Origin of the sequence: Granulicella sibirica (assembly GCF_004115155.1) — a bacterium.
Classification (GTDB): Bacteria; Acidobacteriota; Terriglobia; order Terriglobales; family Acidobacteriaceae; genus Edaphobacter; species Edaphobacter sibiricus.
Genome location: NZ_RDSM01000007.1, coordinates 12,574 through 29,031 on the forward strand (window position 1 = coordinate 12,574; position 16,458 = coordinate 29,031).

Annotated in this window: 16 protein-coding genes; all 16 read left to right on the forward strand. The window is 56.5% G+C overall.

The genetic code is table 11. From position 1 onward, the window contains the following. Positions 1 to 71: 71 nt before the first annotated feature. The 16 genes from GRAN_RS24285 (at position 72) to GRAN_RS24360 (ending at position 16,451) form a co-directional block, all read left to right on the forward strand. Positions 72 to 809: a hypothetical protein gene (locus GRAN_RS24285; protein ID WP_128915667.1), complete on the forward strand. Its 738-nt coding sequence runs from the start codon at positions 72 to 74 to the stop codon at positions 807 to 809. A gap of 10 nt (positions 810 to 819) precedes the next feature. After that, the gene (locus tag GRAN_RS24290; protein WP_128915668.1) at positions 820 to 1,722 is read left to right on the forward strand and encodes a hypothetical protein; all 903 of its coding nucleotides are present in this window, start codon (positions 820 to 822) and stop codon (positions 1,720 to 1,722) included. Between the two features lie 7 nt (positions 1,723 to 1,729). Next, the gene (locus GRAN_RS24295) at positions 1,730 to 3,487 is read left to right on the forward strand and encodes a type IV secretion system protein (protein ID WP_128915669.1); all 1,758 of its coding nucleotides are present in this window, start codon (positions 1,730 to 1,732) and stop codon (positions 3,485 to 3,487) included. A 43-nt stretch (positions 3,488 to 3,530) separates the two neighbouring features. Continuing rightward, positions 3,531 to 4,244: a VirB8 family type IV secretion system protein gene (locus GRAN_RS24300; protein ID WP_114210068.1), complete on the forward strand. Its 714-nt coding sequence runs from the start codon at positions 3,531 to 3,533 to the stop codon at positions 4,242 to 4,244. Continuing rightward, positions 4,244 to 4,546 (forward strand): hypothetical protein, encoded by a 303-nt coding sequence (locus GRAN_RS24305; RefSeq protein WP_128915670.1) that lies wholly within the window; start codon positions 4,244 to 4,246, stop codon positions 4,544 to 4,546. Before GRAN_RS24300 ends, GRAN_RS24305 begins: the two co-directional genes overlap by 1 nt. 258 nt (positions 4,547 to 4,804) lie before the next feature. Then, on the forward strand, positions 4,805 to 7,369 hold the full coding sequence (locus GRAN_RS24310) for a hypothetical protein (RefSeq protein WP_128915671.1): 2,565 nt from the start codon (positions 4,805 to 4,807) through the stop codon (positions 7,367 to 7,369). A gap of 83 nt (positions 7,370 to 7,452) precedes the next feature. After that, the gene (locus GRAN_RS24315) at positions 7,453 to 8,289 is read left to right on the forward strand and encodes a hypothetical protein (protein ID WP_128915672.1); all 837 of its coding nucleotides are present in this window, start codon (positions 7,453 to 7,455) and stop codon (positions 8,287 to 8,289) included. Position 8,290: 1 nt separating this feature from the next. After that, positions 8,291 to 8,527, forward strand: a complete 237-nt coding sequence (locus tag GRAN_RS24320; RefSeq protein WP_128915673.1) for a hypothetical protein — start codon at positions 8,291 to 8,293, stop codon at positions 8,525 to 8,527. After that, entirely contained in the window at positions 8,524 to 10,320 is a 1,797-nt protein-coding gene (locus GRAN_RS24325) for a type IV secretory system conjugative DNA transfer family protein (protein WP_128915674.1), read from the forward strand. Before GRAN_RS24320 ends, GRAN_RS24325 begins: the two co-directional genes overlap by 4 nt. Continuing rightward, entirely contained in the window at positions 10,317 to 11,060 is a 744-nt protein-coding gene (locus GRAN_RS24330) for a hypothetical protein (protein WP_128915675.1), read from the forward strand. The genes GRAN_RS24325 and GRAN_RS24330 overlap by 4 nt, the downstream gene beginning before the upstream one ends. A 9-nt stretch (positions 11,061 to 11,069) precedes the next feature. Further along, a complete protein-coding gene (locus GRAN_RS24335) occupies positions 11,070 to 11,738 on the forward strand; it encodes a hypothetical protein (protein ID WP_128915676.1) in 669 nt (222 codons plus the stop codon). Further along, positions 11,723 to 12,262 (forward strand): hypothetical protein, encoded by a 540-nt coding sequence (locus GRAN_RS24340; protein WP_128915677.1) that lies wholly within the window; start codon positions 11,723 to 11,725, stop codon positions 12,260 to 12,262. The genes GRAN_RS24335 and GRAN_RS24340 overlap by 16 nt, the downstream gene beginning before the upstream one ends. Next, the gene (locus tag GRAN_RS24345; RefSeq protein WP_128915678.1) at positions 12,259 to 13,077 is read left to right on the forward strand and encodes a replication-relaxation family protein; all 819 of its coding nucleotides are present in this window, start codon (positions 12,259 to 12,261) and stop codon (positions 13,075 to 13,077) included. The genes GRAN_RS24340 and GRAN_RS24345 overlap by 4 nt, the downstream gene beginning before the upstream one ends. A 424-nt stretch (positions 13,078 to 13,501) precedes the next feature. Beyond that, positions 13,502 to 14,083 (forward strand): phosphoadenosine phosphosulfate reductase domain-containing protein, encoded by a 582-nt coding sequence (locus GRAN_RS27205; protein ID WP_421800889.1) that lies wholly within the window; start codon positions 13,502 to 13,504, stop codon positions 14,081 to 14,083. 262 nt (positions 14,084 to 14,345) lie between these two features. Continuing rightward, a complete protein-coding gene (locus tag GRAN_RS24355; protein ID WP_128915679.1) occupies positions 14,346 to 15,431 on the forward strand; it encodes a nuclear transport factor 2 family protein in 1,086 nt (361 codons plus the stop codon). Between the two features lie 729 nt (positions 15,432 to 16,160). Further along, positions 16,161 to 16,451, forward strand: coding sequence for a cation diffusion facilitator family transporter (locus GRAN_RS24360; protein WP_128915680.1), 291 nt, complete (start codon positions 16,161 to 16,163; stop codon positions 16,449 to 16,451). The last annotated feature ends 7 nt before the right edge of the window (positions 16,452 to 16,458 follow it).

Below are 16,458 nucleotides of genomic sequence, written 5' to 3' on the forward strand. Positions count from 1 at the left end.
ATGACAAACCAAGCAATCCACCGACAATTGCTAACTCGCATGCTCGTCGTCCTCGTTGGAAACACAGACTCATGGTTGCCATTCTTCTTGTGGAATCGGGTTGCTTGGCGCCACGGCTGGCGCATGGACAATTCCTCAGTGTCTTTGACTCCATCTTCAGTTCGATCCAGACGGACATGGGTGGCGCGCTCAAGGCGATCAACCAGATCAAGCAGCAGGTCCAGCAGCTCTACCAAACCACAATGTGGCCGCTGGCCGCTCTGAATCAGGCGCGCGGATTCGTATCGAACTCTATCAATACGTACCGCAATCAGATGAACCAGATCTTCACAACAAAGTTCAGCAGTGCGGTTCTTCCGGGACCGCAGCAGTTTGAAACCCTTCTGCGCAGTCGTCTGTCAACGCAAATTCCGTCCCTGCAGACAAGCTTTACAACGAACTATGGAACGGTTCCCCAGGCGAATGCTGCGAGGCCCCAGGACCGCGTGATGATGGACATGGATGACGCGCTGAGCCAGCAAAATCTAAAGACCACGCTCATTGCAGATCAGGCCCAGGACGTCACCCTGCAGGCCGCGAATGTTATGGAGAACGAGGTCGCCACCAGCACGCCCGGCTCAAACCCATATCTGACTGCTGAAGCCCAAATAGCCAATCTACGGTGCCAGGCCTACATGCAAAAGATGCTGGCAGCTCAACTACGTCAGGAAGCTGGACGGATCGCTCACGATAACGCTCTTGTGAAGAGCAGGACGAACGCATCGGGGAGCGTCAACAGTATGGTCACCGGAGCACTCACCAATCACTGAGGAGCTAAATATGACGGATTTGAAAAAGAACCTAACGAAGCGGCCAAAGCCATTCTTTTCGGGTCGTCGGGAGCACCTAACTCCGGAAGCCGCGAAGAGGGCTTCCAGTTTCGAGGAGACCATCCTTCAGCACAGTTGGTACCGCCCGACTCTACTAAAGGCGTTGGTGGTAGCTTTCGGCCTTTTGATCATCCTGCCGCAGCGTGCAAGTGGACAATTTGGCATCGACACCGCCGCGATCATCGCAGCTCTGCAAAAGATGCAGTCGCTCATGAGCACCTACATGGCGGCACCGCTCAAGACCATCAATCAATCCGAGCAGAGTATTGCAAGTTACGAACAGAAGGTGATGTATCCACTTACCGCGATCAATCAGGCCAAAAGTGCGGTGATGCAGTTCGAGAGTCAATTCACCAACCTCAACAACATGTTCCACGTGAACGTGTCGAGTGCCACATTGCCTCAGTCGCAGAGCTTCGAGACAACCTTGCTCTCCCGTAATGCCAACAACGTACCGGCCATCTCTTCCCAATATCAATCCGTATACGGCGTGGTGATGGCTCAAAACACCGCGTCCCCCCAGGTGCGAACGATGACTGATATGACGGACACCCAGGCCCAGGATGCGATGAAGCGAGCCCTCCAAATTGACAATCTCGCTGAGAGCGAATTGACGGAGGCGACCCAGATGGGCCAGCAGATCCAACAGGCCGCTCCTGGGAGCGCTCCGATCATCGAGGCGGAGGCGGATGTGTGGGTTGTGCGCGCCAATGCCTACACCCAAGAGGCCCTTGCCGAGTTGATGAGAACGCGCGGCGTCGACCTTGCCAACCAGAGCGGGATCGCGAAGCTCGCGACATCAGACAGCACAAACCATAACAGCGTCGTCACCGGAACACTGACCAACAGGTGAAGTCATCATGATGTCTTCGATCATTCAAGTTCATCCCGGCATCGCGACTCTCGCATTCTTTCAAGGAACGCAGTTGAATTTGTTTGAGAGCTTCCTGACTCAGGCCATTTCAGGGATTAATTCGACCAGTATCACATCGGGGATGCAAAACATTGCCTATGTGGTCCTACTGATCGGGTTCCTTTGGCAGGTGTACCAGGCTGCTCTGCATGGCGGCGATGTCCGCGGGCTCGGCGTCAGCCTTATCAAGTATGTCGTCACCGCAATCGTCGTCATGAATTACAGTGCCGTGTTCACCACGGTCAACCAGGGCTTCGTCAACGCCGGCAATTGGATCGGGAACGCTACAGGGGTCGGCAATCTCCTGGACAATTGGAAGAACGACATCAGCACCCAATACAGCCAGGATGGAGCCCAGCAGATGTGGGGTCTGGTCACGGGCTCAATGGCTGGTCTAATCGACGGCCTATTGATTCTTGTGGCCTATATCCTCTATCCATTCGTCATCGCGATCTTCGGATTCTTCTACATATTTTATGGGTCGGTCCTTTATATCTTCGGTCCGATCGTGATCGCCTTCATGCCGCTTGGAGCAACCAGCAGGCTTGCCAAGGCGTATGTCGAAAATGTCTTCATCTGGAATGCGTGGCCGATCTTGTATGGGGGTTTCGGCACGCTGCTGAGCGCAGTCCAAATGGGCCAGGTCGGACAGATGCTCAGCCAGAACAACTTTCTCGGGGGGCTGGGGAATCTCGAGGGGTCGTTCCTGATCGGCGCGGCAAGCATCATCTACTCACTTGCTATTGCGGTGATCCCATTCATTGCGAAGAGGATTGTGAGCGGTGAAGTAGGTGCAACTGCCGGAACATTGCTCGGAGCCGCCACCACTGCCTTGACCGCAGGTATCGCGGCAGCGGAGGGTGTAGCTGCGGGTATAACAAACTCGGTTGGAGAGGCCGCCACAGGCGGAGGAAAGGCTGCGAGTGGAAGTAGCTCCGCTGCGGGAAACTCCCGCGTTGGGACCGGATCAAATCAGCCTGCTGCCGCCCAGCGGGCACAGCCAAACCAACCTGCAAATATAAACGGCCATGCAGCTTTGACAGCATCGGAGAGCGCTTCGCCGACTCGAGGCGAGGCAGTAGCGGATAGCATCCGGGGTGGTCTCGAATCTGCGGTTGATCCGACGCCTAGGCTGTGGAAGGGCGAAGACGACCCTTCTTCAACTGGCGCACAGTCGTCCACCAGTCTTGCTGGCGAAATTACTAAAGAGAGGTCCTCGCAGAGTGGTACTATTTCGACCCAACGAGATGGTGCATCGCCGAACCCTTCTTCGAGAAGGCCAAGCGGCCCCACCCCGGCACTGACGCGTTCGCACGGTTTAGCGACATGGGGTGCATACCATGGTGCCCGTCTCGCAACACAGGCCGCGATGGGTGGAGCTCGAAGCGCTGGAGGAGTCGCTCAGAGAGTAGTCGGTGCAATTGCCAACCCGGTTGAAACGGCCGGTAAATTCGGCGCCAAAGCGGGGCAAACCGCAGGGGCCGCGACGAGCGTTGCTGGAAAGGCAGCGACTGTTGCAGCAAAGGTCGCAAGCGCTGTGACGCATCCCCGGGAGACGGCAGGAGGGGGTGTGCAGGCCGCGAGTAGCGCGGCGACTACCGCTGTCGCAGACGCTGCTTCCACGATTCGTCAAAGCGTCAAGGCTGTAAGTGCAAACTTCTCAGAGGCGTACGAGAAGACACACTCTGAAGAAAGTCCCAAATAACAACGGATCCGCGTGGACTTCGTATGGGAGAAGGAGAACGGTTATGTCCGGTACAAAAGAGATAACGAACGAGCTGGGTGCTCGCCCGAAGTATTACGAGATGGACGGTGCGCGCCTTGCCAATGCCAACCGAGCGTGGCTGCTCGCTTTTCTCATGGCTGGTCTCGCCATTATTGCACTGGTTTTTGCCATAGCGGTTCGTCTGAAGCCTCCTACGGTTATCCGTATCGGAGTCAACGGCGAGCCCTCCGTTCTGGGGCAATCGTCTCCCGTTACGACCAGCTCCGCCGGCGATCCTTACCTGACGGAGGTCTTCGTCAAACGATTCCTTACGGACTACCTCAACTACAGTCCGACCAACGTAGACGATCATTGGGCGGCAGCCTTGAATCGGATGACGCGTAATCTGCGCGGCGCCACGATCAAGGCCATGTCGGACAACAATGTGCGCGGCAAGATCGACGACGACCAGATTCAGTCGGTATTTCATCTCCGCGAGATCGCCCCTGTTGCTAGCGAACCTTTGACCTATCTGATCTACGGGGTGAAGGATGTCCACCACCTTACCAAGGGGAGCGAAGTCACAGATCACTTTGTAAATGAATATAGGGTTCGGCTGGTCGCGGACAGACGCAGTGACCTCAATCCGGATGGTCTTTGGATCGCGGAATACAGCGAGCACCCGATCGATGGTGAACGGAGAAATGCGGTCCTGTCGGCTTCGGACCAGACGGAAACGAGTGAGGAGGGACGCTGATGGAAGCAGTCCAGCAAAAGACGGTCGCGCTACAGTCACCACAACAAATTCCCGTGACGACGAACGCCCGAAAAGGCCGGAAGCCGCGCGGCTCAGAGGGGATCGCCCGGTTCTTTTTGGCGAAGGAAGGCTCGTCGCCTCAGAAGCCTGAGCTGGGCGAGGAAGCGCCGACGGAGAGCGATGCACTGATCAAAGCGTTTCAGCAAAAGGCCGGCGTCATCTACGTGGTGACCGCCTTCCGCGCAGAAGCAGAAATTCAAGGAGGAAACCCCGTATTGGTGAAGCGGCCGCTCACGAAGTAGCCAACGGTCAGCACACAACATTTAGCGGTCAGCACACGGCATTCAAAGAGAAGACAACCCTGTTACAGGCCACTGTCAGCCTCTCTTGAACCCTTATCGCGAGGCGATGAGGAATTCCATGCTGACCCGGACTCGATCACTGAGGCCTGGTTCGGTTATCAAACCACCCCTAACACGGGCACCAGGCATAAGTGAGACGAACTCGGGACAGCGAGCTCTCAATCACTCATCTGGAGCGCCAGACAGTGAGGAGAAACGATGACAGCGAACATGACCCAATCCGTGACGGATCACCCGAAGCTCATCCTGGAGCTTTCGATTGATGCGTTTGGCCTTGTCACACGCAAGGAATCGGAACTCAACCGGAAAGACACGCTCGAGGGCACGCTCCTCCTGCAGATCTATCCAGGGATCAAGGTCGCACGCGTGAGTGTTCCAACCGAACTCGACGCCTATGAGCAATCAGTGGTGGAAAGCCGGATGGCAAACCTGGTTTATCAGGGAGTGCACTACAAACTTGCAGGCGCAAGTGGTGCGGCGAAGGACGGACGTTTCTACTTCGTCGATACCAATCACGCTAAGGACATTGCTGAGCGCTTTCAGCACTGGCCAGAGGCTGCGATGGTGTACTTTTCCATCCTCATCTCTGACTGCAAGACCGTAATCGAGGAGCCAGACCTGACAGTCCTTGTCGTCAAGGATCATATCCTTGGCACTAACGATTGCCGCGGATGGCTTCGCGAGTCCCTGTACCGGAAGCTACAACTTCCCCAGGATCGATTCGCCCAGTTTCGACTGGCATTCGATGCACGCGAACCGAAGCAGGCGAAGGGTGCTCTCAAGGCAATGAGCGATCGCGTAGCTGAAAAGCTAGGTGTCGATATCATTCTGCCCGAAAGCTCCTGCAAGCCCGAGCTTAAGGGATCAGGCAAATTTATCCCGCAAGCGAAGACCACCGGAAGACTCGTCCAGGGTCCGGTCATTCTTGGAATTAAGCAATATTCCCGGAAGACCTTCTACGGCTCAAGTTACACGCTGGTCGAAAATGCTTCGGAAGAGGCTCTTCGTACCGAGATCATTCCTCCGACTATCGAGGAAGTTCGGCAGGTACGTAAAGCATGGGAGGACGGGGATTATGCCGCTCTTCTCAAATTGTTGGGACGGAACGAGGAAGAGGAGATTGGTTTCGACGACAGCTTCGATACAGAAAGCTTCGACGAAACGGCAGTAGCAACTCCTCAGGAAGGATGTGACCCGTCAGAAGCAGTTCTTCTGGCAGACAAGAGCGGCAGTGCGATCCGCATTCCGTTCGTTGCCAACCAGTTGAATCGAAAGCTGGCACGCTGGGCCTTTCGCGCAATGACAGGAGGGACACTCCGTCTTCCTGCGTTCGCATTGGTCGATGACGGAGTTCTGGTTGAGCATGGAGGGAAGATTCTCTTCGCGTCCGACTGGATTCCAAAGGACGCCGCCATCACCTCCCTCACCTCGGAGCAGAGTCTGTGCGTCCGATATCCCATACGGATGCAGGAAGATCTACTGCCTGTTCGTCATCTTTTGGATGGCGAACTTGTACCTCGTCTCACAGAAGCGCTTGGCACATCGGAATTACCCGAAGGCGTAATTCACCACATTCTGCGCACACAGCTCCGGATGAATGGAACATACATTTTGCATTCGGAGACGGCGGCGAAGAACGGTGGGGATTTCGACTATGACACGATCTGCGCCATTCCATCCGATCAGTTCCCGAAGTTCGTTCAGGGACGGATTGCGTATGGGGAACACTTCACCAATCCGGAGAAGACGAAGACGAAGGCCCGCTCCCAATGGTGGAACGTACATCTGGTCGCCATGAAGGCACGTGGAAACAAGATCGGTTCGATCACGGATCTGAAGACCTCGTGCGTGGCAGCCGGCAGGATTGACCTCGCTTACCAACTGGTCATTCAACTGCAAAACGCGCTCGATTCTCTCAAGCACAAGGTATCCGTGGATGAAGAAGTCGTGCGCGAAATCCGTAAGGAGGTCAATTCGGCACCCTGGCTTCGCTACAAACGCGAGCGCCGGGTTACGGATATGCCCATGCACCTCGAAGTCGTCGACACCGATAAGGTGGGCCGGATGTACAACGTGGTGCGGAAAGAACTGGGTGACCTCGAACAGGAAAAAATGGCCATGGAAGACTTCCGTGGGCTCTTTACTGGCCACTCGGTCAGCAAGGAGATGTTCAAGGAGTGCGAACTGGTCAACAACATCTTTGGCGATATTGCTTCTCGCATAGCCGAACGCGAAGGGAAACTCCGTTTGGAGTTGAACAATGCGCAGGCGTTTTGGGAGGCAGTACGGCAGGGACAGGACAAGGAAGTACGAAAGTCAGCCGTGCTTGCCCGTAACAAGGCACAAGCGGCGGTCTGGGAGTCTGAGCAGGAGGCGAAGAAGCAGTTCCGTTCGCTCAACTTGTTCATGCACTTCTGGGCTGAGGGCAAGCACGATAACCGGGCAGCTTGGGCACAGGCGATGGCACATGTCGTCACCAGCGGCAAAGGCACCGGTGCAGCTCTCTTCCATACCTTCCCGCAGGAAATAGTCGATGCTTTCGCAGAGCAGACCGGAGGCGAAAGCGTTCCGGTCCGGAAGCCAAAGACGATCGATGGCTACGTCGAGTTTGATGACGAACAGCGAGCGTATCTCATCGAAGTGATCCCCAACCCGGGGGCCGAAGACACCAAGAAAGCGATCTTCCTCTTTCAGTACGCGGGGAAACGCGACCTTGTCTTCGAAGACACGAGAATCTCTCCGTTTCGGGGAGATCGCTCTTAACCCTGCTGGAGGAGGTGCGGCTTTCGTCTGCGCCTCCTCTCGCCGGAGATTCTGTCGCCTCGAACGGGCGCACGGAGGATATTATGAACCGTTTCTGGCTTCCTGCCATCGTGCTATTCGCGCTCACCGCGAAGGCGCAGAACATCAACTTTCAGGACCTTCCCCACATCCACACGGCACTGCATCACCTCACGGCGATCGATCTCGGCGAACCGATCCAGTTCATCGCCGCGGCGGATCTGGAGTCATTCCAGATCGAACGTGCGGGAGACAAAGTTCTTCTGCAACCGCTCAAAGAAAGCGCCACGACCAACCTAATCCTATGGACCGCGTCCCGCCAAGTCGCCTATGAACTCGACGCACCGGGAGATGTGGCGAAGATGAATGTGCTGGTGCGGAATCTTCCTGCATCCCCTCGCGCCGCCGCGGATGCGTCTTCTGCGAAAGAGCGGCAAGAGGGCGCAGCAGCGGCCACGTCGCAGGCGATGCTTGGGGCCCAGAATATCGTCGCGGAGCAGCCGCTGAAGCTATCCCCCACAGAAGTATCGGTCTCTCTTCTTCACGTACTGCATACGGGCGAAGGAACATTTCTCCAGTACGAGATCGTCAACCATTCGACCACACCCTTTCGGGTGACCACGCCGTCGATCGCCCGCCTCTTACCCTCGCAGACTCCGATCTCGCTTCTTGCCCTTCGAAATCACCAGATTTCCCCACAGACTCTCAGCGGCTTCAAGGCTAAACCTGACGGAACAGCAACAACGGTTACAGGAGAGTCAGCACAGACGGACGTTTCGCCAGGCGCCTCGACGAGCGGGTATGTCCTGGTCCACAGGTCCGCCGCCACAACACCAGAAATTTACCAGTTGAACTTCGGCTCCTCTGCGTCCGGAGCTCTTGTCGAGACCGTGGTGATCTGAGATGGCAACGGACCGTCTCATCACCTCGGTGGAGGCCCGGGAGATGCTACGCCGGGTCTATCGCTCCGATGGCGAAATCAACCTCGCAGAGGTCCTTCGCAGAGGAGTATCTGATACGATCAAGCCAATTGCGGAGACGGGAAGAATGCGTCCGAGCACGCCCCTCGTCGTCGCAAGTGTCATGGTCCTCTTGCTTATCGCGGCCTTCGTCTACTTCAGCGTTGGAGCACGGCGGTGAGCGCGATATATGACGACCGCCGGCCAGCACCCCGTGCCGGCGAGGATGCTGCCGCCATTATCGTCCTTGGAGGCTGCGCTCTCGTCGCCATCCTCTGGTATGTCGGCGTCTCTCGCCTGCATCTTCGCAACACTCAGTGCCTCGAGCTATTCCTCGACCTAGCCATCCTGCTCTTCGGTAGCGGCCTTATTCTCTCCGATTGCTTCGGCAGGCGCCAGAGACGAGAGGACGCTTGGCCCCATCCTGCATTACATGTTCCCGGCGATACCGATGAGAAGAATCTCAGCCGAGTTCGCTACGAAGGAAGCACCCTGCTCGGCTACAACGTTCACGGTGAACCATGGTTCTGGCCGGATTCTGTCCGACTCAAGCACGGAGTCATCGCAGGTGGAAGCGGCGCGGGTAAGACAACCTTGCTTCAGAGCATCATTGCGCAGGACGTCAACCGGACCTTCCACGGAAGGCGTATGCCCATTATCATCTTCGATGGCAAGGGCGACCAGGCGTTCGTGCAGGAGCTCCTCCCCCACATCGAAGCCGCTGGCAGGATGGAAGATCTACGGTTGATTGATCCGTCCAATCCACAGGAATCGTGGTCGTACAACCCTCTTTACAGCCCGGACTCGCTCTATCAAGAGCACGTGAACTTTATCTTCTCGTCTTTCGGGATGCGGGAGGATTTCTTCGCGGGACACCAGGAGGCGTACCTCTCCGATCTCGTCCGCATCCTGTACTACACCGGCAAGGTGTTCAACATGCGTGATGTGCTCGTCATGGCCCTGGACGAAAAGATACTGAATGAGCAGATCGGGATTGCACAGCGCCGTATCGACAACCTTCCGTCTATCTCACTAACGATGCGGCTGAACCTTGAGATGTCGATCAAAATGATTCGCAAGTCGCTGGCGGACAGGGAGCGAATCACCAAGATCCAGGGTCTACTGAATGAATTGTTGGCTTTCCTGGAGGATGATCTCTCCATCGTTACTGGTTCCTACCAGAACATGCTCACCATCGAGGAGGTCGTCGAGAAAGGGCTCATCCTCGTCATCTCCCTGAACTCGAATAAGAACAAGAGAGCCAGCGAAGCACTCGGAAAGATCCTGCTACAGAACATTCGGCTAATGGTTGGCAAGCGCTACCAGCAGATGTTGTCGCTGAACCTTGAACAGGAACCGATTCTCAGCGTCATCTGCGATGAGATCGCGCGGTACGCCGATCCGGATTTTTCGCAGGTCCTGCAGACCGCTCGTGGCGCTCGTGTCTCCTTCCTCTTCTCCTTCCAAGCTGTGCCACAGCTCGAGAATGTGAGCCGGGCTTTTGCTGAGGAAGTATGCTCGGCCCCCGGCACCAAGATGCTAATGAACGGCACCGACGAGTCTACGGCGCAGTGGTTCCTGAAAGCTTCCTCAAGGGTCCTGCGCAAACGCCGCAGCCTCGCCGTGCGTCGAACCGGGGTGTTCAGCCAAAAATACACCGAGACCGGAACTGGCAATGAGAGCGATATCCGTGAGACTCGCGCACGCGAAGAGCACATCAAGAACATGCCGGTCGGTCAACTCGAAATCCTGATGGTCGATCCACGCGAGGGCACACTCCACTCTCATCTCCACGCGCGGAGAGCAATGACCTACCGGCCGGAAGAGATGAAGTCGTTGCTCTATCCGCGGATGCATGACGTGATCAATCCGGAGGTGGGCGCTAACCTGCGATTTAGCAGTGACGAACCACGTCGTGGACGGCGCAGGACCGCCGGTACCTTGACGAGCTTCTGGACAGGGGAGGAGTCATGAACAACATCAGCCGAGTCGCAATCCTTGGTTTTGCCTTGAGCGCGTCGTCCCTTTATCCAGCACAATCAACGCCGCCTGCTGCACCGTCAAAGCCGGCACCGAAACGATCTCAGGGCGTACTTGACTATGCCCTGGGCAAGATCAATCCGGACAACAAAGACTACGGGAACTCCGCCGCGGATGCACGGAGTGAGCTTGTGGGCTACACCATCCAGAACATCTATTTCTGGTCGAATGTCCTCAGCCTCTCGCTCCTTGCTGCGACCTCCACAGCGCTTGTTCTTGTTCTCCGCGCCCAGGACAAGCGCGAGATCATCGCGGCGAACCTGATCTCCCAACTGTGGAATGGCCGGGTCATCGATCGACGGGAGATCGTTCGTCGCACCGGAATGTACAACACGCTTGTCGAAACGAAGAACGCCGCTCTGAATCAGACGCCATCTCCCAATAGGGAACAACTTTCAGAGTCTCAGGCAGCAGAACAACCCTCACAGAAACAAACTGGGAAGAAGACGCGTGTTCCATCGGAGGCGGCAGCGCCTAAGTCGCCGGCGTCCCACACAGAACAGGTAGAGACCGGAATCGCACCTTCCGGTGAGTTGCAACAAAAAACGACACTTCTCCAAGGCCAGAACCAGGCGCTACGCAATTCAGAACGCAACCTAAGAGAACGCCTGAATCAGGTGTCTCAGGACTTAGAGCAGGAGCGGCGTCGCAACCAAACACTCAAGGGTGCATAGGAGGAGCGCTTGAAAACACGCAATGATTTTCGAACTCAAGAAGAGTGGCTCGCTTTTGTGCACGAGACCGTGGCCGCCGAGGATATCCCGTTCACTCTTGCGATTGGGCTTACCAGGATGTACCAGCAGTTCTATGAAGTGCGATCCCAGCCCTTCCCCGAACGATTATCCTCGGAGATCGAGCGCATCTCTGCAATGGCGGAACCGGGGAGAACGCAGGAACTGGAGGCTCTGAACAACACCATTATGGGCGACATAATCCAGTTCCTGTTCACGGCCTCGAGCGGAAGGTCCACCGGGGGGGACTGCCCGTATCCTGTCACCCCCCGCGAAATCATCGAGCAGCTTCTGGAACATTTGCGTACAAAGAACCCCTACTTCGCTTTGTGGACCCACTACAAGGACAACGTATCCGGACGAGAGAGTGCGCCGGAGTGGCGGGAGTATGTAATCAGAACGATGGGCGTCGGCGAAGACCGCGAGATCGAATTCGCCCACTTGATGTCAGAGCTGGGACGTTGTCTCGACCTGTATCACCAGCGCGAGATGCCGCTTCCGAAGCACTTCTACTTTCAGATCTGGTTTCTGTATCGGACCAATGGACCGGAAAGAAACGCGATGACTCGGGCTTTGGTGCAGGAACTCGTGGAGGGATTGGAGCCGTGCGCGTCCGCATAATCGGCCTCGGAACCAACTGGTGGTCGGCACGTCCATTGGACGTGGCCGACCCTTTCTGTTTGCGTCGCCATGCCGCATGGTTCAATTCCGCAGGCCTGAGATACGGCAATCGCTTGCGTTTGTGCTGGGTGTATCCGGGGCAGGTCCGCTTCAATCGGAGCAGCGGATTCAATCCGGAGTTTCCCGATCACGTTCTCGGACGTGCCGTTGAATGCAATGAGCCGAACCGAATGCACGGCCGGATGCACCTGCTGATCACCCGTCTTCTGGATCAGAACGCGACGCCAGAAGGTTACCTCGTGACACTTACGGAACGAATGGGCGGCTCGATCCGATTCAGCCGCCCGGGCTGGAAGAGCGATGGAGTGCAGCTGATCTCCGTTAGCCTGCGCCGCGACCGCTACGAATTAATGGCTCTCATGAGAGGGAACGATTGGATTGAAAGCAATCTGGGCCGGTGGGTGTTGTCTGGTGACTTGACTCGCCTGGAACTTTCAAGCGCATCCTGGGGAGGTGAATTATGAGGTATCGCAAAGGCTGTATTGCTATTTCCGATGAACACGATCTGCCGGTATTGCTCCACATTCGGAATACGCGTGCCATCACACTCAACCAACTGTATCGCCTGCTCGCTACCGAGAAGAGCGGTATCGCTCGCCGTAGTGTGCACTGGAGACTCACTCGACTGGAACAGGCGGGGCTTGTCCTGCGCATGACGTCAAGCCAGTTCTTCAGGCAACCGATCTTCCGAATCACTCCTTTGGGCCTTTCCTACCTAGAAATGCGTGGGCACACTCTTATCTCACTCCCGTCGACCGGGCGACAGATTCTGAACGAAACCCAGGTCTTTCACGCTCTGGAACTGGTGGAGATCCGACTTGCATTGCGCGAGAGCGGATTGCTTCAAACATGGCAGACAGAGCTCGAGTTGGCCTCACGGAATCTCGTATTCTATGGCGGAGCTGCAAAAGATTACGATGCTTTCATCACTCTCCAAACGGAAGAAGGGGCGTGGCAACTCGCTCTGGAATACGAGCGAACGGTCAAAGGCTCTGCACGATACAGCGACATTCGAGCGGTCTTGAATGGCGACAAGACGGCAGATGCGGTGCTTTATCTCACTTCCAGTCATGATGTCTCGCACGTTCTCGCCATTGAAATGCGCGGTGTGAAGAAGACAATTGGTGTGGCACTGAGCGAGGATTTTCGTCGAGACCTTCTAAGAACACCCGTGCTTAACATCGGCGCAGGACATGCGGTCACCTCATTTCGTGAGTTCCTTCACGCCGCTCCTCGTGCCACAAAAGCAACAGACAGAGAGTTTTTGTCTGCCCTTTGATTGCCAGTTGCCTGCCCATAGGGTGCCGATTGAAACCCAATTAGCTCCCGATTGCCCGCTTTTGCAGTGCGATTGAGCAGATATACGCCTTGTAACCCCTCATGCTTTCAAAAGTTTGCGATCTGACTATCCCCTTGTGTTGGGTTGATTTTCGGCTAGGTTGTGAAAAGCGAACGAATTGGCTGATGGAAGCCCTTCCAGCAACTCTACCCACGACCAATCACAGTGAACGGAGGATGAAGATGTGCCATTCATTCGTTGAAGTGAAGCGCCTAATCCAGCGCTTCGATGGATCAGTAGCGTTTGTAATCAACCATTCTGGCGGGAAGGACTCGAATCGCATGCTCGGCTTTGTGCGCGAATATTTTCCAGGTGCAACCATATTAGCCGTGATGGCGACACTGGTTTTGAACACCAGCGTCCCATTTCAGCTGCGGACTTCGCACGGGATCGGTGCGCAGAGTTCGGTGTTCCGTTTACCGTCGTGCGCAATCCTCGCCGCAACTACCTCCAGATGATCGAGCAGCTTGGGATGTTCCCCTCCGCTCAATATCGGCATTGTACGTCCGATCTGAAGCGTGGACCGACTGAGAAATACATCAGAACTCTGCCATGCCGACTGATCTTCAACTGCATGGGGATGCGTTTGGAAGAGTCTCCACCCCGCGCAAAGCTCCAGCCACTTTCACTCAACTCTTCACTGACCACGAAGCCGCGAGCGGTCTATAACTGGTTTCCGATCTTCGAGCTGTCCGTTGCCGATGTGCTGACCTGGCACTGGGAGCATCGCATTCCTCTCCACCCGGTCTACGTTCCCGAGTATCACAAGGACGGTACGGACGGCGGCTACCTGCGCCGCCTCTCGTGCAGGTTGTGCATTTTCTCGACGGACGCTGACCTGCTCTCTATACGACAGCATGATCCAGAAGCTTACATGCTGTCTCTGAATTGGAGCAGAAGATCGGCTTCACGATGCGTTCGACCGGCAGCCTCGTGCAGATCATAGACGCGGCACATTCCGTGATCGCGTCCCGAAGCGCGCAAGTCTGCCTGCCGTTCTAAGCAAAAATCTTCTTCCACCCACCAAGAATCCCCTCTTGGTGTCCCGCCTAAACACTGCCTCGCGCAGCCCGCCACCCGGCTTCCGAGAATTGAGCCTCCTCATTCAATCCCCACATTTTCGAGCTACCTGCTCTCCCCACTTCCACTCAACTGCGGACCGGCCCTTATGGCTGGTTGGCCCCAACACGTCTCAGGAGGACAGTCCGATGCTGATGCTGTATCTTTTCAAGGTTGAGGTATTTGATCTCGGCCTCAACTACACCTATTCAACGGACAGTGTGCTCATCGCTGACACGCACGAAGATCGGAGCGAACTTCTCCGGTCCCAGTTCGGCGAGCACAGCCGAAGCGTTATGAAGCGCTCCGTGCTGCTGGGAGCGCGCGCCTTGACGTGCACGGAAGTCCATTTGCTTGAGTCGGCGATCGAAACAGACAACGACGTTTGGCAGATAACGCGCGTACGAACAGACTTCCGCGCGCGGCAGGTGCGCCACCTGCCGCGCCTGCAAAACGAAGTTGAGATGTACGAACTGATGGAACGTTCCCCGGAACGTCATGACGTTTATCCTTGCAACATGACCAGAACTGGTGTGAAAACGTTAATGATTCTCCTCAGTGTGGCTCTTCTTGCCGCAACGCCGAATGTTGCGCAAACCGTCGCTCCTGACCCTGCGCTAAGTCTTCAACTCCACAGGGCAGACGAGGCCCTGCTCAAGGCCGTTCACAGCGGCGACCGTGCCGCTTGGCAGAGACTTGCAAGCTCGGACTTCGCGTACGTTGACGAAGAAGGCGGCGTCACGCCTCTCCCTACTTTTTTGGCCGCGCTGGACCCGGATACGGAAAAACCTCTCCAGATCCAGAGTTATCAACTGACCCGCGCTGGCGACACGGCTATCGTGATCCACACAGACACCGACGAGCAGCAGGTCAAGTACCTCTTCACCGAGAGCTGGCAGCGCCTGAACGGAGACTGGAAGCTGCGCCTCCTGCACATCACCAATGTGCTGGTGGACCCGCCCGCGCTCACCCTGACGGCCGCCCAAATGGACGAGCTGGTAGGGACGTATTGCTCTGGTCCAGACACGCTGGTCCTCCAGCGTGACGGCAACCGCCTGCTCTCAAAGCGTACCGGCGCCGACGAGGTGGAGCAGAGGGCGGAGACGCGCGACGTGCTCTTCACCCCAGGCAACCCGCGCATACGCAAGGTCTTTCAGCGCGACGCCTCCGGTAAGGTTACCGGCTTCCTGCGCCGGTATATCACCAGCGATGTGCTCTGGGTGAGGGTGAGCTGAAAAGCGATAGCATCACCTCTGACGCTGTCGCCTTCAGACCTAAGACCCCGGCCTTTGAACCGGGTGGCCAAGTGTAGCTGACGACCAACTGGTTCAAGCACGCCGATTAGGGCGGCTCTATCCAATGGACCTCAGCAGATGAGTGAATGTGATAACAAATGGATCGAAATGCCGATGGGATCACTAATTTCAGTCGCTTAGGTGCGACGCCGATGTCGTCTACGACGTCGTCTTGGTTGGCGAGCGTGATGGTGGCGATAGCCTGATGAACCGCGCGGGAACCTCATCTGTTCCGAACATCATCATGGCAAACATGCGGATCGCATCCTGGACGAATGGAACGCCCGTCGCACGGACCCGCTGCTCACACTTCGCCGCGCTCCAATTCCAAGCGGCGTGAATTCGCCACCAGTGTCGTTGTTGGGTCTGCCCCGACTAGCGATCGCCGAGGCGGCACGGCGCGGGACCACGCCATGGTCGAGCAGCTGCTGGCCGATAGAATACGCGTGGACCTTGCCGCCCGACCCTAAACGCCGCGCAAGACCCGCTCGAAAGGGTTGGGATTCTAGGCTCCGCTATCTGCTCATGGCGGACCAGTACATCCACAGCACCTGCTTTTCCCGGAGAGGTTCATCCGCAGCCAGACTTCCGGCGGCGGCATGAACCTCGAGTCAGTCCCCACCTAGGTTGCACTGTAGCGTCGCACTTCCACCCAAACAAGGAGTTCCAATGTCCTCTCTTCCGTCGTCCATGGCGGAGGCAACGCCGCGCCGTGCCTCCACTGTCTTCACGTACTTTCTCACTCGAATGGTCATCGCCGTCACGCTGACGGGAGTCGATATCTTCGTCTTCCTGAAGTCCGCCGTCGAAGGTCTCCGCAACAGCATCGGCATGCCGCTCCTGCATTGGCTGATCGTCGCAGCAGTGGTCGGCATTGCCCTCACGTTGGCCAACGTCTGGTACAAGACGCTGCGCTATCGCCAGCCCAACAAACCCAACTCCCGCAGCCCGTTCCTCTAGAAAGGAG